The organism is Staphylococcus sp. HMSC13A10 (genome assembly GCF_001808005.1).
GTDB lineage: Bacteria > Bacillota > Bacilli > Staphylococcales > Staphylococcaceae > Staphylococcus > Staphylococcus pasteuri.
In genome coordinates, this window is record NZ_KV791842.1 from 171,639 (window position 1) to 191,201 (window position 19,563).

At 31.0% G+C, this 19,563-nt stretch carries 17 protein-coding genes, 1 pseudogene and 1 riboswitch; of the genes and pseudogenes, 9 read left to right on the forward strand and 9 right to left on the reverse strand.

The window, feature by feature from the left end; translation table 11 throughout:
- Window positions 1-128 precede the first annotated feature (128 nt).
- Together HMPREF3125_RS03105 and HMPREF3125_RS03110 are read left to right on the forward strand one after the other, a co-directional pair.
- Window positions 129-758: a LysE family translocator gene (locus HMPREF3125_RS03105; RefSeq protein ID WP_070451888.1), complete on the forward strand. Its 630-nt coding sequence runs from the start codon at window positions 129-131 to the stop codon at window positions 756-758.
- Between the two features lie 22 nt (window positions 759-780).
- Window positions 781-1,359, forward strand: coding sequence for a histidine phosphatase family protein (locus HMPREF3125_RS03110; protein WP_070451890.1), 579 nt, complete (start codon window positions 781-783; stop codon window positions 1,357-1,359).
- A gap of 75 nt (window positions 1,360-1,434) precedes the next feature.
- Here the strand turns inward: HMPREF3125_RS03110 and HMPREF3125_RS03115 are convergent, their stop codons facing one another.
- From HMPREF3125_RS03115 to ahpC, 5 genes are all read right to left on the reverse strand, one after another.
- Window positions 1,435-1,815 carry a hypothetical protein gene (locus HMPREF3125_RS03115; RefSeq protein WP_029056590.1) on the reverse strand — a complete coding sequence of 127 codons (381 nt, stop codon included), beginning with the start codon at window positions 1,813-1,815 and terminating at the stop codon, window positions 1,435-1,437.
- 177 nt (window positions 1,816-1,992) lie between these two features.
- A complete protein-coding gene (locus HMPREF3125_RS03120; RefSeq protein ID WP_070451894.1) occupies window positions 1,993-2,619 on the reverse strand; it encodes an NDxxF motif lipoprotein in 627 nt (208 codons plus the stop codon).
- A gap of 139 nt (window positions 2,620-2,758) precedes the next feature.
- A complete protein-coding gene (locus HMPREF3125_RS03125; protein WP_070451896.1) occupies window positions 2,759-4,501 on the reverse strand; it encodes a hypothetical protein in 1,743 nt (580 codons plus the stop codon).
- Between the two features lie 209 nt (window positions 4,502-4,710).
- Entirely contained in the window at window positions 4,711-6,234 is a 1,524-nt protein-coding gene (gene ahpF, locus HMPREF3125_RS03130; protein WP_070451899.1) for an alkyl hydroperoxide reductase subunit F, read from the reverse strand.
- Between the two features lie 17 nt (window positions 6,235-6,251).
- Complete coding sequence (ahpC, locus tag HMPREF3125_RS03135) at window positions 6,252-6,821, reverse strand: alkyl hydroperoxide reductase subunit C (RefSeq protein WP_002451489.1); 570 nt, start codon at window positions 6,819-6,821, stop codon at window positions 6,252-6,254.
- A 494-nt stretch (window positions 6,822-7,315) separates the two neighbouring features.
- On the opposite strand from ahpC, the gene nfsA reads away from it, so the two are divergent.
- Window positions 7,316-8,071: an oxygen-insensitive NADPH nitroreductase gene (gene nfsA / locus HMPREF3125_RS03140; RefSeq protein WP_070451902.1), complete on the forward strand. Its 756-nt coding sequence runs from the start codon at window positions 7,316-7,318 to the stop codon at window positions 8,069-8,071.
- Window positions 8,072-8,138: 67 nt separating this feature from the next.
- Here the strand turns inward: nfsA and HMPREF3125_RS03145 are convergent, their stop codons facing one another.
- Window positions 8,139-9,527: an L-cystine transporter gene (locus HMPREF3125_RS03145; protein WP_029056586.1), complete on the reverse strand. Its 1,389-nt coding sequence runs from the start codon at window positions 9,525-9,527 to the stop codon at window positions 8,139-8,141.
- A gap of 307 nt (window positions 9,528-9,834) precedes the next feature.
- Here HMPREF3125_RS03145 and HMPREF3125_RS03150 point away from each other — a divergent pair, with 307 nt between their 5' ends.
- The 4 genes from HMPREF3125_RS03150 to HMPREF3125_RS03165 all read left to right on the forward strand — a co-directional run bounded on the left by HMPREF3125_RS03150 (window position 9,835) and on the right by HMPREF3125_RS03165 (window position 14,798).
- The gene (locus tag HMPREF3125_RS03150; protein ID WP_017638447.1) at window positions 9,835-10,551 is read left to right on the forward strand and encodes a D-ribitol-5-phosphate cytidylyltransferase; all 717 of its coding nucleotides are present in this window, start codon (window positions 9,835-9,837) and stop codon (window positions 10,549-10,551) included.
- A complete protein-coding gene (locus tag HMPREF3125_RS03155; protein WP_070451905.1) occupies window positions 10,544-11,569 on the forward strand; it encodes a zinc-binding dehydrogenase in 1,026 nt (341 codons plus the stop codon). Before HMPREF3125_RS03150 ends, HMPREF3125_RS03155 begins: the two co-directional genes overlap by 8 nt.
- A gap of 63 nt (window positions 11,570-11,632) precedes the next feature.
- On the forward strand, window positions 11,633-13,276 hold the full coding sequence (gene tarL, locus HMPREF3125_RS03160) for a teichoic acid ribitol-phosphate polymerase TarL (protein WP_256278058.1): 1,644 nt from the start codon (window positions 11,633-11,635) through the stop codon (window positions 13,274-13,276).
- A 40-nt stretch (window positions 13,277-13,316) separates the two neighbouring features.
- Window positions 13,317-14,798 (forward strand): glycosyltransferase, encoded by a 1,482-nt coding sequence (locus HMPREF3125_RS03165; protein ID WP_070451908.1) that lies wholly within the window; start codon window positions 13,317-13,319, stop codon window positions 14,796-14,798.
- A 54-nt stretch (window positions 14,799-14,852) separates the two neighbouring features.
- Here the strand turns inward: HMPREF3125_RS03165 and HMPREF3125_RS03170 are convergent, their stop codons facing one another.
- The 3 genes and pseudogenes from HMPREF3125_RS03170 to HMPREF3125_RS03180 all read right to left on the reverse strand — a co-directional run bounded on the left by HMPREF3125_RS03170 (window position 14,853) and on the right by HMPREF3125_RS03180 (window position 17,107).
- Window positions 14,853-15,752 carry a hypothetical protein gene (locus HMPREF3125_RS03170; RefSeq protein WP_070451911.1) on the reverse strand — a complete coding sequence of 300 codons (900 nt, stop codon included), beginning with the start codon at window positions 15,750-15,752 and terminating at the stop codon, window positions 14,853-14,855.
- A 116-nt stretch (window positions 15,753-15,868) separates the two neighbouring features.
- Window positions 15,869-16,537, reverse strand: a pseudogene (locus tag HMPREF3125_RS03175) (hypothetical protein).
- A gap of 162 nt (window positions 16,538-16,699) precedes the next feature.
- The gene (locus tag HMPREF3125_RS03180) at window positions 16,700-17,107 is read right to left on the reverse strand and encodes a YflT domain-containing protein (protein WP_029056579.1); all 408 of its coding nucleotides are present in this window, start codon (window positions 17,105-17,107) and stop codon (window positions 16,700-16,702) included.
- Between the two features lie 214 nt (window positions 17,108-17,321).
- Window positions 17,322-17,424: riboswitch (purine riboswitch) on the forward strand.
- Window positions 17,425-17,688: 264 nt separating this feature from the next.
- Between HMPREF3125_RS03180 and xpt the strand changes: the two genes are divergently transcribed.
- Together xpt and pbuX are read left to right on the forward strand one after the other, a co-directional pair.
- Window positions 17,689-18,267, forward strand: a complete 579-nt coding sequence (xpt, locus tag HMPREF3125_RS03185) for a xanthine phosphoribosyltransferase (protein ID WP_070451914.1) — start codon at window positions 17,689-17,691, stop codon at window positions 18,265-18,267.
- The gene (gene pbuX, locus HMPREF3125_RS03190; protein ID WP_070451917.1) at window positions 18,267-19,535 is read left to right on the forward strand and encodes a xanthine permease PbuX; all 1,269 of its coding nucleotides are present in this window, start codon (window positions 18,267-18,269) and stop codon (window positions 19,533-19,535) included. The genes xpt and pbuX overlap by 1 nt, the downstream gene beginning before the upstream one ends.
- Window positions 19,536-19,563: the final 28 nt, after the last annotated feature.

Here is a 19,563-nt window from a genome sequence, read left to right on the forward strand (position 1 = left end):
AATCACATTTGAATATGTTTAATTCTATTAATTTTATATACATAAATTGTTAGTCTATTCTCAATATTTTTCGTTCTGTTGTATGTTTATACGGCTATTGATAGGATACTATTATGGAGGGATTCATCATGGAAGGCATTATAACATTTATTTTAATTTCACTATTAATGATTATCGTACCGGGACCAGATTTTCTAATCGTCATGAAGAATACTGTCCATTCTGGAAAAAGAAATGGTATGTTAGCAGCACTGGGCATTACGACTGGTCATATTGTTTATGCGAGTTTAGCTATTTTCGGAATTATATACATATTAACAAGTTTATATTACGTCTTTCTATTAATTAAAATATTTGGGGCGTGTTACTTAATTTATTTAGGTATTCGTTCTATTTTGTCAGCGCGTCAATCCATGTCTTTTAATGATCAAAAGCAAGATTTAAACAAAGTTTCATATCTTTCATCGTATAGACAAGGATTTTTAAGTACCATATTAAATCCTAAAGCATTACTTTATTACGTGAGTATACTGCCTCAATTTTTATCACAAGGAAATATACACATGACATCTCAAGTAGCAGTTTTAGTCTTATCTGTAGTGTTAGTCGTATGTTGTTGGTTTTTATTTTGTGTATTCATATTCCAATACATTAAATTATTATTCAGTAATCCGAAAATTAAAGCAATATTTGATTATGCAGTAGGTATTATTTTGATTGGTCTATCAATTAATTTATTATTAAGTAAATCAAGTTAAGCAAATTAGGGTGGGAGTTAAAGTGAAAATATATTTAGTAAGACATGGTGAATCTAAATCAAATTATGATAATAAGCACGGAGAACCTTATTTCTGTGGTCAACTTAATATGCCATTAACTGAAAAAGGTACTGAAAGTGCACAAGCATTAGTAAGTTACTTTGCGAATAAAGCGATTGATCATGTGTACGTGTCGAGTTTATTGAGAACACAGCAAACATATGAAGCAATATTTCCATACAATCTTCCTACGACCTATACAGATTTACTTAAAGAGAGATCATTAGGTGTATTTGAAGGTAAATTTAAAAAAGAAGTATCGGAAGATCAGCATTTTTATAAATATTTTAATGACGATAATTACAAAGATTTTCGCCATAGCTTTACTCAAAAAGCACCTGAAGGAGAAAGTTATCAAGATGTTTATGATAGAGTTTCGATGTTTTTCGATACGATTGTAGATAAAAAAGCAGAAGCGATTGTTATTGTAGCGCATCAAGTTGTTATTAGATGTCTATTTGTTTATTTACAGCAACTAACAAAAGACGAAGCATTAACTGCTAACGTTGAAAACTGTAAGCCATATTTGATTGAAATATAATAAAAAGGTGAAATGCGTGTATGATACAAACGCATTTCACTTTTTTTATAAATTAAGACAGCCGGGTGTCTTGTTTTATGAATTTTGTTTCTTCTGTTTAGGTGATCCCACAATTAAAGTAACGAACGTACTAATAATAATTAAAATAACAGAAATTGCAGCAGTAATACCGACTGAATAGTCTTCTAGGATAAATGCGACAACAGCTAATCCAGACCAAGGTACAATTGCAATAATTTGTAGAACGCTAGATATAATTCTAGTAGTAAGATGATTGAAAATACTTAAAATAAGTGCAGGTAGCGCAAATGCAACTACAGTACCAATAGCAGTCCAAAGTTCTGCAGGTTTATCTAAGCTTATTGTATGTGGGCCTGTCGGATGCTTAGCGCACATAATGATTGTAGCAACAGTTGATAAAATTGCAATAATCACAAAAATTACGCGACGTTTCATGTTCTCACTCCTATAAATATATGTTGTTTTTAAAATTTTGCTCATTTATTAGTGTGACTAAGTATTGTAATGATGTCAATGTTACGATAAATGCGTATAACCAAATAAATACAGCATACAAAAAGCTTCTACTCGATTAGTTTTCATAATGAAACTTACCGAATAGAAGCTTATTTACTATTTATCAAAAACGTCTGTCTTGATATTTTTCTTATCCAAGAATGATTTGATTTTATCTTGTTGTTTTTTATTTACATCGCCTGCATAGTTAGTTGGCACATCAACAACATTGATTGAATTTTGAGGTTGATAGTTTAATTGTTCAATCTCTTCATCGACATCAGCAATAGTGCTATTTAATGCTTTGAAATATTTGATAATACGATTGGTTGGATCTTTATATTCATTTGGAATTTTATTATTATTCACGAATTTTTTGAAGTGTAAGTCGTTTTTAACAGCCAAATTAGATAGTTCACTTAAACGATCTGATTGTTTTTTAGTAATCTTTTTACTGCTATCACTTTGACGATCTAATTGGTGTTGGATAACGTACTTATTATCAAGAATATCGCTATTGACTTGTAAATATTTTTCAAGTGCTTTGTTCATTTCATCTTCACTTATTGTTGCATTTTTTTTGTTAGAAGTGAAAATATCTTTTTCTTTTAATTGCTTAGCATTTTTAGGTGCATGAGCATTACTGTGTGAATCTTGATCATTGTTATCTTCACTTTTATTGGCACAAGCTGATAGTACAAGTGCAAATGATAAGATTAACGTGAGTAGGACTCTTTTCTTCATTAGGTTTGGTACTCCTTTTATTCGTACAATATTCATTGTGTTTAATTTATTATATATTATAGCGTATCACGTATCAAAAATGATTTGAATGTTTAAGCATTGATTAAATAATGAACTATGAACATTTTGTGTACGTTCATTATTTAGTGGAATTCAAGATTTCTTGAACTGTAAAACCACGTGTACTCCATAATCTTAGATGAGTCCAACCTTTTTCTATTTGTTTGCTCAATGTTTTATCTGGAACTGGTAAAATCTTATCCTCTTTAAAAAGATTGTTCATCATTTCAACAGCATGTTCTTCATCGGGTGCTATTCTTAAATGAAATAGTATATACTGAACGGCTTTTTCTTTTTCAATATCATCATTTGCTTTAATGTTATTTCTAATGAATTTAATGAACTGTTTAAGTTTGGTATTGCGTTCATAATACTCATTGTTTACATATGTTAGCAGTTCATCTAAATTGTCTGGTACATAGAACGCTTTAAATGGGTCATCAATATCACTACTATTTGTTAACAAAGGAATGACAGGATGTAATAGCATATCGTTTTGAATAGTCACTAAACGATTGATATCCATATCTTTAATCTCATCTTTAATGTCATTTTGAGTCATCTCTTTATTATATAGATGTTTCATCAAATAGGACACACGCTCTAAAGAAGCATAACCATACAGATTTGTGATTGCAATATAGATATTTAGAGGTGTAACGTAATGTTGTTTTTTAGGATCATTTTTAAAATGCTTCAATTGCTCTTGCACTAGATTTTGACGGATTTCTGGATCCATATAATTTTCTATGTTAACTGATTCTAATGTACTGTTATCTAACTCGTCTTGATTATCTGGATTATTTTCCTCAAATGCCTCAATGATATCATTTTCAGTAAAATTATCTTCAGAATCTGCTAAGCTATCAAAGTCACCTAAACTATCCCAACCAGTTAAATCATCCTCAATTTCAGAGATTAATGAATGTTCTGCTAGTGATTCAAATATATTATCTTTTTGAGTGCCGATTCTTTCAATTTGGTCATCAATAACCGATTCTAAGCCACCAGTTGACTGAATATATTTATCTATAAAATCTAATGCGTCATATGGTATCGAAACGATATTATAACGTGCATTGTAGTTGAATATAAATGAATAATTGAATAACTGTGATGGTGAAGTGAGTTCTTGAACGTCATTAACTGTTGATGCGATATCTATATTGGAAGTGTAATTTTTGTCGTTTTCATATATAGATTGAAATATAAATAATGTTGAATTTGTAAATTGATTGAATACACGTTCTAACAATTCATTATTTTCAAAGAATGTATCATTGATTAATTTCACAGCATCAGCTTTTTTTAATTTTGAAGTATTTTTAAATTCGTAAAATTTTAAGATGTTTTGAATATCTTTTGCTTTTAAAGTTGTTAAATAATCTTTTAAATTAGTATGTTCTATATTGTAACGTACTTTTTCATCTAGCTTTTTAAATTCTTTTAGCAATTGCTTGTTATCATTATCTAAGTCTTTATATTCATAGAGTCCAGTAAAAACATATTCATTTACCTTATTTAAATAGATAGGGTCTATAATATATTCATCTGTAGATTCTTTATAGAAGAATCCTAATTGATTTGTTAATTTGCAAGTAGTTTTTATGTCTTCATTAACGTTAACAGTTGATGAAGCATCCTTTAACAAGTTTTCGATGTATGTTTGTTCGTCTTTTCCCATATTGTTATAAATAAGGTTCACATTGTGTGGTTGAAAAGCAATATGTAAGGTTTCGAGTGGTGAAAGTTTTCTAGGGATGTCTAAAAATGTTTGGATTTCATAAATTTTCACTTTAGTAATATGATTTAAGGTATTCATAATAGCTCCTTTAAAATATATGATGTGTGATGGATTTAGACTAGAAAACAGTTTACGTCATAATGTAAAAACCCAACGATGTTAAAAGATAAAAATTTTTCATTACTTATATCATAACATGTTTATTGAATATAATAATAAAAAAACAGAATTCCATTAAGGAATTCTGTTTTGAAGATATATTTTAATGAAATGTTTTATAGCGGGTATTAATTTCTAATAATATAATCGAATGCGTTTAGGGCAGCATTTGCGCCTGCACCCATAGAAATAATGATTTGTTTGTTTTTCTGATTAGTCACGTCACCAGCGGCAAAGATACCTGGAACGTTTGTGCTGTTATTATTATCGATAACAACTTCTCCACGACCATTTAATTCAACAGCATCTGATATCCATGCTGTATTAGGTACTAAACCGATTTGTACAAAGATACCATCTAAATTAACCACTTGCTCTTCACCAGTGTTCATATCTTCGTATTTAATACCAGTGACATGGTCTTCACCAATAACTTCTGTTGTTCTTGCTTTAGTTTTGATATCAACATTTGATAATGAACGTAAACGGTCTTGAAGTACACTGTCAGCTTTCAATTCTTCTGAATATTCGAAGACAGTGACATGCTTAACAATTCCAGCTAAATCAATCGCTGCTTCAACACCTGAGTTACCGCCACCGATAACTGCAACGTCTTTGTTTTCAAATAAAGGACCATCACAGTGAGGGCAGAAAGCAACACCTTTGTTGAGTAAACGATCTTCGCCTGGAATATTAAGCTTACGCCAACTTGCACCTGTAGAAATGATGGCTGTTTTAGTTTCTAGTACAGCATCGTTTTCTAACGTAACGCGAATTGCACTATCTGTTTTTTCAATATTAGTAGCACGGATACCAGTCATAGTATCGATGTCGTATTGAGCAATATGATCCGCTAAATGAGATGAAAATTCAGAACCTGTTGTTTCTTTAACAGTAATGAAGTTTTCAATACCAGCAGTATCATTAACTTGTCCACCAATGCGGTCAGCCACAATACCAGTGCGTAAACCTTTACGTGCTGTATAAATTGCAGCACTACCACTTGCTGGACCGCCACCGATAACTAATACATCGTAAGGGTCTTTGCCTTCGAATTCTGATGCGTCAGCAGTACTTCCTAATTGGTTAAGAATATCTTGAATTGACATACGGCCGTTACCAAACTCTTCTCCATCTAAGAAGACAGCAGGTACTGCCATGATGTTTTCAGATTCTTCACGGAATACTGCACCGTCAATCATTGTATGTGTAATGTTAGGGTTGATTACACTCATTAAGTTTAATGCTTGAACAACATCTGGACATTTTTGACAAGTTAAACTTACAAAGGTTTCAAAATGGAATGAACCTTCTAGGCCTTTAATTTGATCAATAACAGATTGTTGTTCTTTAGGTGGACGGCCACTTACTTGTAAAATAGCTAATACAAGTGAGTTAAATTCGTGACCTAAAGGAATACCTGCGAAAGTAATACCAGTTTCTTCGCCTGGGCGATTTACTGAGAAACTAGGTGTACGTTTCAATTCTTTTTCAGTAAGAGTGATGTGAGATGACATCTCTGTTACTTCATCTAATAATTCTTTTAATTCTTTAGATTTATCATCAGAGCCAAGGCTAGCGACGAATTCAACGTCGCCTTCCATAAGCTCAAGTAATTGTTTTAATTGTTGTTTTAAATCAGCATTAAGCATTATTAATTAATGCCTCCTTAAATTTTACCTACTAAGTCTAATCCTGGTTGTAAAGTTTCAGAACCTTCTTCCCATTTTGCAGGGCAAACTTCACCTGGATGTTGACGTACATATTGAGCAGCTTTGATTTTGTGAACTAATGTACTAGCGTCACGGCCGATTCCATCAGCATTGATTTCTGCAGCTTGTACAACACCATCAGGGTCGATAATGAATGTACCACGTTGTGCTAGACCAAGTTCTTCATCTAATACGTCGAAGTTACGAGTGATTGTTTGAGAAGGGTCACCAATCATATTGTATTGGATTTTGCTGATAGCATCTGAATGATCATGCCAAGCTTTGTGTACGAAATGAGTATCAGTAGAAACTGAGAATACATTTACGCCTAATTCTTGTAATTTGTCATATTGGTTTTGTAAGTCTTCTAATTCAGTTGGACAAACGAATGAGAAGTCTGCAGGATAGAAGCATACTACACTCCAAGAACCTTTTAAGTCTTCTTGAGATACTTCTTTGAATTCATCTTTCTTTGGATCGTAAGCTTGCGCTGTGAATGGTAAGATTTCTTTATTAATTAAAGACATAGTTAAATTCCTCCTGATTAATTGAGAATGTTTTATTAGAATTAGATAACAATCATTGTTTAATTATAATAATTCTAATCTCTTGTTTAATATTATTACATCTAGATATTAAATAGTCAACTTCATCAACTCGTACATATGAATATATACTTTTAAAATTGATGTTGTAAGTGTTTTAGCATATCTAATGAAATTATTATTTAGAATAGAGTAAGTAATTATTAATATTAATAATGATACTTTTTAATATTAAAATAATAACTTCATTCTCAACTAAATACTTATGATTGATAATATGGTGTAATTTTATTACATCATACTATACCTCGATACTAACATGTTAAATCATAACTTTCATAAAACACGATTTAATCATTGTAAGACTATCATTTTAGTGAGTGCAACTCATTTAAAATCTAATTGAAAAGGGTATACAATAATTAAAGATAAATTACGGGAATTTTATTTTTCGAATATATAGGAGTGGAACTATAATGTCAGATTATGTATATGAGTTAATGAAAAAGCATCATTCGGTGCGTCGTTTTAAAACAACACCATTAAGCCAAGAAATAGTAGAGAAATTGGTTGAAGCAGGTCAAAGCGCATCAACATCTAGTTTTTTACAAGCATATTCAATCATTGGTGTTGATGACCCTAAAATTAAAGAAGATTTGAAAGAAGTATCAGGACAACCGTATGTTGTTGAAAATGGATTCTTATTTGTATTTGTTTTAGATTATTATCGTCATAATTTAGTTAATGAAAAAGCAGAATCAAATATGGAAATTTCATTTGAATCAGCTGAAGGTTTATTAGTAGGTTCTATTGATGTTGCACTTGTTGCAGAAAACATTGCAGTCGCAGCTGAAGATATGGGATATGGTATGGTTTATTTAGGTTCATTACGTAACGATGTTGGACGAGTACGTGAGATTTTAGACTTACCTGAATATACCTTCCCTCTATTTGGAATGGCTGTTGGTGAACCAGCTGATAATGAAAATGGTGCAGCGAAACCCCGCTTACCTTTAGAGCATGTCTTCCATAGAAACAAATATAATTCAGATAAAGACAAACAAATTAGTGAACTACAAGATTATGATCAAACAATAAGTAATTATTATAAAGAACGTACCAATGGTGAAAGAAGCGAAACCTGGTCAGAACAAATTGAATCATTTATGGGAAATAAAACAAGATTAGACATGTTGAATCAATTGAATAATGCAGGATTAATTAAAAAATAATAAATACATGAACATAAAAAGGGAGAATGCCACTACAATAGGCATTCTCCCTTTTTTAATCTGAAATTTAATTCGTTGTTAATTCACCGTATTCATTAGATTCAAATGATTTTTTGTCCCAATTTTTAGTGAGTTTTGCGGTACCAGTACCGGCTAAAATAGAATCGTTGACGTTAAGTGCAGTACGACCCATGTCTATAAGCGGTTCTATAGAAATTAAAACACCGGCTAAAGCTACAGGTAAGTTTAGAGTTGATAAAACTAAGATGGAAGCGAATGTCGCACCGCCACCTACACCTGCAACACCAAATGAACTTATGATAACAACTGCTACTAATGTCACGATGAACTGTAAGTCGATATCTACATGAGCTACTGGTGCAACCATAATTGCAAGCATAGCAGGGTAGATACCCGCACATCCATTTTGTCCAATTGATAAACCGAATGTTGCTGAGAAGTTTGCGATACCTTCAGGAACACCAAGACGTGTTGTTTGTGTTTGGATATTTAATGGTAACGCTCCAGCACTTGAACGTGATGTGAAGGCAAACACTAGCACTTCGAATGTTTTCTTCATATATTTTATTGGATTAATACCAAGGATAGATAAAATGATTAAGTGAATGATATACATCGTAATTAGTGCTGCATAAGATGCAATCATAAATTTACCTAAAGTCCATATAGCAGCAAAGTCACTAGTCGCTATCGTCGATGTCATAATGGCTAAGATACCATATGGTGTCAATCTTAATACGAAAGTAACAATAGCCATGACAACTGAATAAATGGCTTCTATACCACGTTTAAGTACATCGCCATGATTAGGTTCTTTACGAGCTACACGTAAATAGGCGAATCCTACAAATGAAGCGAATATTACTACGGCAATCGTAGACGTAGTTCTTTGACCAGTAAAGTCTAAGAAAGGATTGCTTGGTAATAGTTCTAATATTTGTTGAGGTAATGTGTGTGCAGTTAAGTTTTTAGCTTCTTTTGAAATTTCACTACCACGTGAATGTTCTGCACTACCTAAATCAATTGAAGATGCATCTAAACCGAATAATAAAGCATATCCAATACCTACTAATGCAGCTATTGCAACAGTTCCGATGAGGAACATAAAAATGTAGCTACCAATTTTAGCGAATTTATCCCCAATTTGAATTTTACTAAATGCTGAAACGATTGAAATAAAGATAAGCGGCATAACAATCATTTGTAGTAATGCGACATATCCGTCACCTACGATACTAAACCAATCGCTTGTAGTTTCGATTACTTTTGAGTCCACACCATAAATGAGGTGCATTGCGATGCCTAAAATGATGCCTATAGCTAATGCTGTAAACACACGTTTAGGAAATGATATATGCTTTCTAGCCATGACATTTAACATGATAATAAAGGCAATAAGCACAATAACATTAACCACTGTTAAAAATGGAACCAAAATCAACACTCCCTTAACAATTCATTTTTTATAAAAGTTATGTATTAAGAATATAACTGTTATTTTTATAAATCAAGGGTATGATTGTAAATATTATAGGAATACTCAGAATTAAAAATAAAACATAAATTTGTAGATTTAGTTTTATTTATCAACATATTTTTAGTCATTATAAAAAGCCGTATTCATTATGAATCACTTCGCTAATATATAGATAGACAACTTAGTTTGTTATGTTATATATTAAATATGTTATATAATAATTTAAAAATGATATCCTTGTTACGATTAAAAGGAGAGTTGATAAATGAAATATGCTGGAATACTTGCTGGTGGAATAGGTTCAAGAATGGGGAATGTTCCTTTACCTAAGCAATTTTTAGATTTAGATAATAAACCGATTTTAATACATACAATTGAGAAATTCATTTTGTTAAACGAATTTGAAAAGATCATCATTGCTACACCGTCAAAATGGCTATCTCATACGATTGATACATTGAAAAAATATAATATTTCAGATTCAAGAATTGATGTCATTGCAGGCGGTAAAGATAGAAATGAAACGATTATGAATATTGTTGAACATATTGAAAAATATAAACCTATAGAAGAAGACGATATTATAGTCACTCACGATGCTGTGAGGCCTTTTTTAACATATCGAATAATCAAAGAAAATATTGACGGTGCTATTAAATATGGTGCTGTAGACACTGTTATTGAAGCTATTGATACTATTGTCGTTGCTGAAAATCAAGACAGCGTCACTTCTATTCCAATAAGAAGTCATATGTACCAAGGACAGACCCCGCAGTCTTTTAAAATCAAATTATTGAAAGAAAGTTACAACCGATTAAATGAGAAACAAAAAGAAGTATTGACGGATGCTTGCAAAATTATCGTTGAAAATAATCAGACAGTCAAACTAGTTAGAGGAGAAACATTCAATATTAAAGTAACGACGCCATATGACTTACAAGTAGCTAACGCTATTATCAAAGGTGACATCCATCATGATTAATCAAATTTATCGCCTTACTTCTCCAAGACAATTTGAAGTTTCATACGATAGTGTCGATATTTTTAGTGATTATGTTATAGTTCGTCCTCAATATTTATCCATTTGCGCTGCAGATCAACGATATTATACAGGTAATAGAGATAAACAAACGTTAAAAAAGAAGTTGCCTATGTCTTTAATTCATGAAGGGGTAGGTGAAGTTGTATTCGATAGTAAAGGTATCTTTAAAATAGGTACTAAAGTAGTCATGGTTCCCAATACGCCAATAGAAAATAGTGATTTCATTTCAGAAAACTATTTACCAACCAGTCAATTTAAATCGAGTGGCTATGATGGATTTATGCAAGATTTCAATTTATTAAAACATGATAGGGTTGTACCTCTGCCAGAAGGTAGCGACTTAAGTATATTGTCATACACGGAATTAGTTACTGTTAGTTTGCATGCGATTGATCGTTTTGAACAAAAGGCAACTGGTCATAAATCGTCGTTTGGCGTATGGGGAGATGGCAATTTAGGTTATATTACCGCACTTCTACTTAGAAAATTATATCCAAAAGCCCAAATATATGTTTTTGGAAAAACAGATTATAAATTAAGTCATTTTTCTTTCGTAAATGGCGTTTACCACATAGATAATATAACCGATGATTTAGACATAGATCATGGGTTTGAATGTGTTGGAGGTAAAGGTAGCCAAGATGCAATCAACCAAATCATTAATTTAATTAGACCAGAAGGAAGTATTTCTTTATTAGGTGTTAGTGAAATGCCAGTTGAAATCAATACTAGACTTATTTTAGAAAAAGGACTGACAGTGATAGGTAGTAGTCGAAGTGGTGCTGAAGACTTTAAAAATGTAGTTAATCTTTATGAAAAACACCCTGACATTATTGACAAGTTAGCATTATTAAAAGGCGAAGAGTTTGAAATTCGTACTATTAATGATGTTATCAACGCTTTTGAATCAGATTTATCTAATTCATGGGGAAAAACAGTTTTGAAATGGATTATGTAATACGAAAGGATGCTCATATTGATCAAGACAAAACTATATATAGATAATATTTACTGAGAAAGAGTGCAGTTATTTATAGAAGGACATGTAGATAATTTAAATATTGAAAAGAGTGAGTTTGTTTTAAGAAACTTAACAGAAACAAAAGAATTAAAAGCTAATCAAGTTGAAATTAATGAAAACAGATTTATTTGTCGATTTAATGTGGCTATTCTTGATAATGGCTATTATTTATCTTCAGGACAGTACCTACTAGTTAATAAACAACAAGAAGAACATATTGCTACTATGAATCAAGAAGTCATTAATCAATTTTATGAACAACTTGATGAGACAGAGTTAGCCTTGTATGAAGCTCTGGAAACTTCAAACGCAAAAGTGAACTTTTTACTTGAAAGGTTAATGAAAGAATTCCATAAAGGTGGGAACTCTAGTACCACTGTTTATACAGTTAAACCTGAAATTTCAAGTGAAGTAAACGAACTTGTATTAAATGTAATGTATAAGGTGCCTAGAAAGAGAAATAGTATGTTAATAGAGATGTATAAAGAGATGAGACTTAAATATAGAAGTTATGCATATAACATTCGAGATAGTATCTTCAAATCAATATTTTATGTTACTAAGTTTTTCCATCTTCGAAAGGGTAAAACAGTATTATTTACTTCGGATTCAAGGTCAAATATGTCTGGTAACTTCAAATTCATATATGATGAAATGATTAAAGTTAATTTAGACCAAAAATACGATATTCATGCGTTATTCAAACCCCATATTACAGAAAGAAGAAAGTTTATAGATAAATTTAAATTCCCATATTTATTAGGAAAAGCAGATTATATTTTCGTTGATGATTATCACCCTATGCTTTATAAAGTTAAATTTCGCAAGTCACAAGAGATTATACAAGTTTGGCACGCAGTTGGGGCCTTTAAGACAGTAGGGTTTAGTAGAACAGGAAAAAAGGGTGGGCCATTCTTTAATTCTCTTAATCATAGAAACTATACTAAAGCATATGTTTCTTCGGAAAATGATATTCCGTATTACGCAGAAGCATTTGGAATAAAAGAACAAAATGTAATACCTACTGGAGTACCTAGAACAGATATCTTATTTGATGAAGAATATAAAACTAAAATTATTAATAAAATGGAAACAGTAATACCTAATATTAAAGGAAAAAAAGTGATATTATTTGCACCAACATTTCGAGGAAGCGGACATCATACTGCACACTATCCGTTCTTTAAAATTGATTTCCAAAGGTTGGCTAAATATTGCAAAGATAACAATGCCATAGTTTTATTTAAAATGCATCCATTTGTTAAAAATAAATTGAAAATTCCGAATAAATTTAAAAAGTATTTCTTGGATATATCTGAATTAAGAGAAGTAAATGACTTGTTATTTATTACGGATATTTTGATTAGTGATTATTCTTCATTAATATATGAATTTGCAGTATTTAAAAAACCGATGTTATTTTATGCATTTGATTTAGAAGATTATATTACGACACGAGATTTTTATGAAAGTTATGAAACGTTTGTACCTGGTAAAATTGTTCAAACGTTTGAAGCATTAATGGAATCACTTAATAATGAAGACTTTGATCAATATAAAGTAGAACCTTTTTTAAATAAACATTTTAAATATCAAGATGGTAGGTCAAGTGAACGATTGGTTAGACATTTATTTGGTAGTTAGAAGTGAAGTGCATTAAGCAATGACAGCAAGGAGGTCATCAATGAAGCAAGCATATATGATAGTGCATGAGTTAGATGTTAATAAAGGCGGCATGACAACAGCTATGCTTACTAGAAGTAAGTACTTCTTAGATAATAAAATCAAAGGACATATTGTCACTTTTGATTATAAAATACATTATGATAGTATTCTCAAAAGTTTAGTATCTTCAAATAAAATGGATAAAAGAACGGAAATGTTTAATCCATTTATCTATTTTAAAAAGAAATCTAACAAATTAATAAGAAAGAAAAATAGTCATCCATATAAAGAATTAGCAAAAATGTTAAAAGGTACTGTGGAGATAAAACAAAATAAAAATATATCAAGATTTTTCAATAATAAAAGTGGTGAATACATAGCTTATAAACGAAAGATAAATCGCCAACAAAGCGTTATCGATGTATTTGAAAATAATACACGATTAAAACGAGTATATTTATGTAATAACAAAATACATAAAGTTGATGTATTTAATAAAGATAATAAACTTGTTGCTGAACAATTTTATGATAACCAAACTTATCTATATTTATATAGACAGATCAGTGCTAAAAATGGTGTGATTGGCAATACTTATTTAATTAATGAGAAAAAGCAGTTTAGTAATAATGTTGAATTTTGTAGTTATTTTTTAGACAGGCTAGTTAAAGACGATAAGAATAGTATTATGATTTGTGATGGTCCAGGTAGCTTTCCAAAAATGTTAAATACTAAACATAAAAAGGCCAAAAAATTCTCGGTTATTCACACTAACCATCATAAAAACTTTGATAATAGCGGTGCTAAAAAGAAACATGAAGATTATATATTGAAAAAAGCAGGTTTGATAGACGGTGTCATTGTGTTAACAGAAGGACAAAAGAAAGACATTATTAAAGAATATGACATCAAAAACTTATATGTGATTAGTAACTTTATAGATATTCAAAAGGATGATTTAAATAATAAACACCATAAGGTTGTAGGACAAGTCTCTAGGTTAGTAGCAACAAAGGGTCTAAATTATCTATTGGAAGTCGCTGAAAAAGTAATATCAAAAGATAATAGCATAGAATTTCATATATATGGGGATGGACCAGAAAAAGGTAATTTGGAACGAATGATCAAGGAAAAACAGTTACAGCATAATGTTAAGTTGCTTGGTTATACAAATGAACCTTTGAAGAAGATTAAAAAATTTGGTTGTGTTGTTTCAACTTCTCAAGTGGAATCTCAAGGTTTGAGTATTGCCGAGGCAATGTTACAAAGAAAACCGGTAGTAGCTTTTGATATTAAATATGGTCCATCTGATTTTATAAAAGACGGTGAGAATGGATATTTGATTGAAAATAAAGATATTGAAAGTATGGCTGAAAAAGTTTTAGAAATTATTAATAATAAAGATTTAGCGAATCGACTTGGTGAAAACGCAAGAAATAATGTTGTAGGATTATTTAGCCCTGAAAAGATAATGAATCAATGGCTTAATATTTTTAAATAAAATTAAAAAAGTGTTAGGACAATTACAACTTTGTCCTAACACTTTTCTTTTTTATTATAAGTTAAATAATCTAGCGAAAAATCCTTTTTTCTCTTCTTTAGGCTCTTGATGAGCTAGAGGAGAAGATTGAGATTCAACATGGTCTTTATTAGTATTAGATACTTCAGATGTAGATGTTGAATGAGATGTAGATTTTGCTTGAGTTGATTGTTCTGAAGTACTTAATGATGTACTTTCTTTTTTATTATCAACACTATTAGAAGTGCTCAAGCTGTCAGTAGTTGTTGACACTGATGTAGATGCAATTGTTTTATTTTGATCTGAATTATTTTCACTTGATGAAAGTGACGTAGATTGTGATGATGAAGTACTTTGGCTTGAAGTACTATTCACAGCATCATTATTGCTTTGTTTTGATTCAGAAGCAATAGCTTGTTGCTCATCTAACTTTTTAGTATGAGATTGTTGTGTTGATTGTATTGCATCTTGTGTAGTTTGAATCGCTTTTAATGATTCAGTGTTAGCATCTATTTTAGAAGTAATTTGGCTTTGCAGTTCTTTCAATTCTTGTTGTTGATGATGAACTTGACTAATCATTTGGCCTAACATTTGACGTTCTTCACGCATTTTTTGAATTTCACTACGTAAGTCTTCTACCAATTGTGAAATATTTTGATCAGTTGGTAATTGACTATTATCTTCTTTTACTAAGACTTGAAGGAAATCTTTTTCCTTTTCTAATTCTTCAAATGCTAAATCATAGCTATTAGTTTGCTTTACTTTATCAGCAATATCTTTAAATAATTCGATATCTTCTTCTTTAAAATCAGTTGCTTCACGTCCACGATATTCAGTCTTACTAAGTTGATAGCCACGTTCTTCTAAATGTTGGACGATTTTACGGACTTGTTTTTCACTTAGCTCGACGCGTTGTGCGAATTCTTTAGTTAACATTAATAAAGTCCTTTCATATATGGTTTATGTATACTGACGTTTGTCTTCGGTTAGTGAAACCTCAGTCTTACCTCATATGATAGTTTACCGTTATTTATAGTTAATTTCAAGTTTTGTTACAGAGGGCTTCTTAATTTCATTTGCTCAAGTAATGGATATATTATATCTCTTGAAATACGGTTGGCGAAGACATATTTAAGAATGTAGTTAGACTTAACACTTGTGCCATAAATATCTTTTGATAAAAGAATGTTAGCTTTGATAAACAAGTCAATTTCTTTGGGATCTTCATCATTAGTATAATTTGGATGAATATAATCAATTTCGGTTTATTTTTCGAATTGATGTTCATATAAAAATTGTCTGCGACGTTCAAGTACTTTATTTGTTTCTTCATCCGTCGTCAAAGGTTCCTTAGGGACTTCCATCATTATAAAGTTGATGTCTCTATCATGAATTTCATTAGATAGAACATTTAGTTGTTCTTCAATTTTTTCTAATGTTTTAGACATTACCTCATCATGATTATCTTTGTTCTTAGTGATGAGATAAATGAGGAAAGCAGAATTTGTTGTTGCTTCGTAATGTGCACTAGCCATACTAACAACTTCATCATTTTCAACACCAACAATAAATGCATAATCTTTTTCAGTTTTATTATTTTCAAGTGATTGTTTGAAAATATGACTGTCTTCTGTGAGGCTGATGTCTAATTTTGAATCGTAAATTTGTATTGCTTCGTTGAAATATGGATCGTTAGCAGACGTTATTGTTTTAAATTCCATTATGACACCCCCGAAAATATATTTTGTAAATTATATCATAACTTTGTACCTGGTACGGAAAGATGAATGTGTATGAAAATATTTATAAAAAAACACTATAACTGTAACGACATTGCGTATCAGTTATAGTGCCATGCTTAGCATTGTTTTAACATTAGCAAATTATGATTTTGGTCCTTTTGATTCAGAAGCATAATGTGTAATGTCAATTTCTTCATATGCTGCATTATGTTCTTCAACTTCATTATGAGAAGAACGGTCACGATTAGCAATAACTAAAAATTTACCGTCCAAAATGTCTTGTTTATGACTTTCGATTTCGTCATCACTTAGATTATATCTTGTAAGCACAGCTTGTTCGCCGTCTTCACCAATAAGTAATCTAGACATACGGTCACTAAACGAACCGCTTGTAGCAATTAAACTAATTTGAGAATCGTGTAAATCATCTAAATGTAATTTTGAACGACTAATAACTGCTAATTCGCTTTCTAAATAGCCTTCAGATTTCTTTTGGTTAATCACGTTGTATAATTCTGATTGATTTTCTACTACTGTAATTTCTGCCATGATTATCGCCCCTTATTTTTTCTCTTAGTTCAAATTCTATACCCTTGCCCTATAATTATAAAACTTTTGTTTATATAATTATATAATTTTACTGATTTATTTACCAAATTTATTTTTAAATTAAAAATCAAAACGCTTTCAGTGAGAACTACTGATAAGACAAGGATGATAGTGTATGATAGATATTGAAAAAGTAGCTGAAATTTGCTATCATCATTAAATAATTTATATGACTCATATAATCTAAAGAATATGGCTTTAGAAGTTTCTACCATGTCGCCTTGAACGACATGACTATGGGTAACAACTCAATACTTAGGAGCAGTTTAAATCGATCAAAATATGAAGGGCTAATGTTAAATGTGTTATTGATATAGGGATTTGTTATGCAATCTTACAAAGGTCCTTTATCTATTTGTATACATTTAATTATCGATTAATTTGACGTATCTACTTCTTTATTTGCTAATTGACGCAATGTATTGCACGTTCCCTCATAGATCCTGAAACTTAATCAAAGTTTGGGGATTTTTTTGTATCAACAAGTCTATGGATTACATAATTTTGAGGAGGTTTTCCGGGTGGAGTCGTTAGGACGTAAAGTAAAAGAAGATGGTGTAGTCATTGATGAAAAGATTTTGAAAGTAGACGGTTTTTTAAATCATCAAATTGACGCAAAGTTAATGCATGAAGTAGGGCAAACATTTTATAATCAGTTTAAAAATGAAGGTATTACTAAAATATTAACTATCGAAGCATCTGGTATTGCACCAGCCATTATGGCTGCTCTTCATTTTGATGTCCCATGTTTATTTGCTAAAAAAGCAAAACCTAGTACTTTGAAAGATGGTTTTTATCAAACAGATATCCATTCATTTACTAAAAATAAGACAAGTACAGTTATCGTTTCTGAAGAGTTTCTTGGTGAAGATGATACGGTCTTAATTATTGATGATTTCTTAGCTAATGGTGATGCATCATTAGTTTTAAATGAGATTGTCAAACAAGCCAATGCTAAAACTGCAGGCGTTGGTATTGTCGTAGAAAAGAGCTTCCAAAATGGTCGTCAAAGACTTGAAGATGAAGGATTGAATGTATCTTCATTATGTAAGGTGGCTTCATTAAAAGGTAATAAAGTGACGCTATTAGGTGAAAATTAATGAAGAATTTTATTCTTAGTATTCAACATTTATTAGCCATGTATGCAGGAGCGATTTTAGTACCGATTATCGTTGGTACTAGTTTGAAATTTACACCAGAAGAGATTGCGTATTTAGTTACAGTTGATATTTTCATGTGTGGTATTGCTACATTCTTACAAGTTAATAAGGTGACAGGTACCGGATTGCCAATCGTCCTAGGGTGTACCTTTACGGCGGTTGCACCTATGATTTTAATCGGTCAGACAAAAGGATTAGGTGTATTATACGGTTCATTATTCCTATCAGGTATCTTAGTGATTATTATAGCGCCATTTTTCTCTCATTTAGTTAAATTCTTCCCACCAGTAGTAACAGGAAGTGTTGTAACAATTATTGGTATCAATCTTATGCCAGTTGCAATGAATTATTTAGCAGGTGACGAGGGTGCTAAAGACTATGGTAATCCTAAAAATATCATTTTAGGCGGCGTTACACTGATTGTCATTTTAATTCTCCAACGATTTACTAAAGGATTCTTGAAATCTATCGCTATTTTAATAGGGTTAGTTATCGGAACAATTTTAGCAGGTATCTTTGGTATTGTGGATATCAAACAAGTTGGAGAAGCCAATTGGGTTGGTATACCAATGCCATTCCGATTTTCAGGATTTGGATTTGATTTAAGTGCAACGTTAGTATTCTTTATAGTAGCAATTGTAAGTTTAATTGAATCAACAGGTGTCTATCACGCATTAAGTGAGATTACTGGGAAAAAATTAGAAAGAAAAGATTTTCGTAAAGGTTACACTGCGGAAGGTCTAGCTATAGTAATAGGATCTATGTTTAATGCATTCCCATATACTGCTTATTCTCAAAATGTTGGGCTTGTATCTTTATCAGGCGCTAAGAAGAATAAAGTAATTTATGGAATGGTAATCTTATTACTAATTTGTGGATGTATTCCTAAATTAGGTGCTTTAGCTAACATTATTCCATTACCAGTATTAGGTGGTGCTATGATAGCAATGTTTGGTATGGTAATGGCATATGGTGTGAGTATTTTAGGTAAAATTAATTTTGCAAATCAAAATAACTTATTAATTATTGCTGTATCAGTTGGTTTAGGCACAGGAATTAGTGCCGTACCACAAGCATTTAAAGGTTTAGGAGAACAATTTGCATGGTTAACTCAAAATGGAATTGTTTTAGGTGCTATCTCAGCAATTATCCTAAATTTCTTTTTTAATGGTATAAACTATAAACAAAGTGAAGAAAATGTGAAATAATAGAACAAACTATATAATATTGGAGGCT

Excerpts from the sequence above, each read along its gene's own strand:
- HMPREF3125_RS03105 (WP_070451888.1), top strand. The coding sequence starts at position 129 with ATGGAAGGCATTATAACATTTATTTTAATTTCACTATTAATGATTATC.
- HMPREF3125_RS03115 (WP_029056590.1), bottom strand. The coding sequence starts at position 1,815 with ATGAAACGTCGCGTAATTTTTGTGATTATTGCAATTTTATCAACTGTT.
- HMPREF3125_RS03120 (WP_070451894.1), bottom strand. The coding sequence starts at position 2,619 with ATGAAGAAAAGAGTCCTACTCACGTTAATCTTATCATTTGCACTTGTA.
- HMPREF3125_RS03125 (WP_070451896.1), bottom strand. The coding sequence starts at position 4,501 with ATGAATACCTTAAATCATATTACTAAAGTGAAAATTTATGAAATCCAA.
- ahpF (WP_070451899.1), bottom strand. The coding sequence starts at position 6,234 with ATGCTTAATGCTGATTTAAAACAACAATTAAAACAATTACTTGAGCTT.
- ahpC (WP_002451489.1), bottom strand. The coding sequence starts at position 6,821 with ATGTCTTTAATTAATAAAGAAATCTTACCATTCACAGCGCAAGCTTAC.
- nfsA (WP_070451902.1), top strand. The coding sequence starts at position 7,316 with ATGTCAGATTATGTATATGAGTTAATGAAAAAGCATCATTCGGTGCGT.
- HMPREF3125_RS03150 (WP_017638447.1), top strand. The coding sequence starts at position 9,835 with ATGAAATATGCTGGAATACTTGCTGGTGGAATAGGTTCAAGAATGGGG.
- HMPREF3125_RS03155 (WP_070451905.1), top strand. The coding sequence starts at position 10,544 with ATGATTAATCAAATTTATCGCCTTACTTCTCCAAGACAATTTGAAGTT.
- HMPREF3125_RS03165 (WP_070451908.1), top strand. The coding sequence starts at position 13,317 with ATGAAGCAAGCATATATGATAGTGCATGAGTTAGATGTTAATAAAGGC.
- HMPREF3125_RS03170 (WP_070451911.1), bottom strand. The coding sequence starts at position 15,752 with ATGTTAACTAAAGAATTCGCACAACGCGTCGAGCTAAGTGAAAAACAA.
- HMPREF3125_RS03180 (WP_029056579.1), bottom strand. The coding sequence starts at position 17,107 with ATGGCAGAAATTACAGTAGTAGAAAATCAATCAGAATTATACAACGTG.
- pbuX (WP_070451917.1), top strand. The coding sequence starts at position 18,267 with ATGAAGAATTTTATTCTTAGTATTCAACATTTATTAGCCATGTATGCA.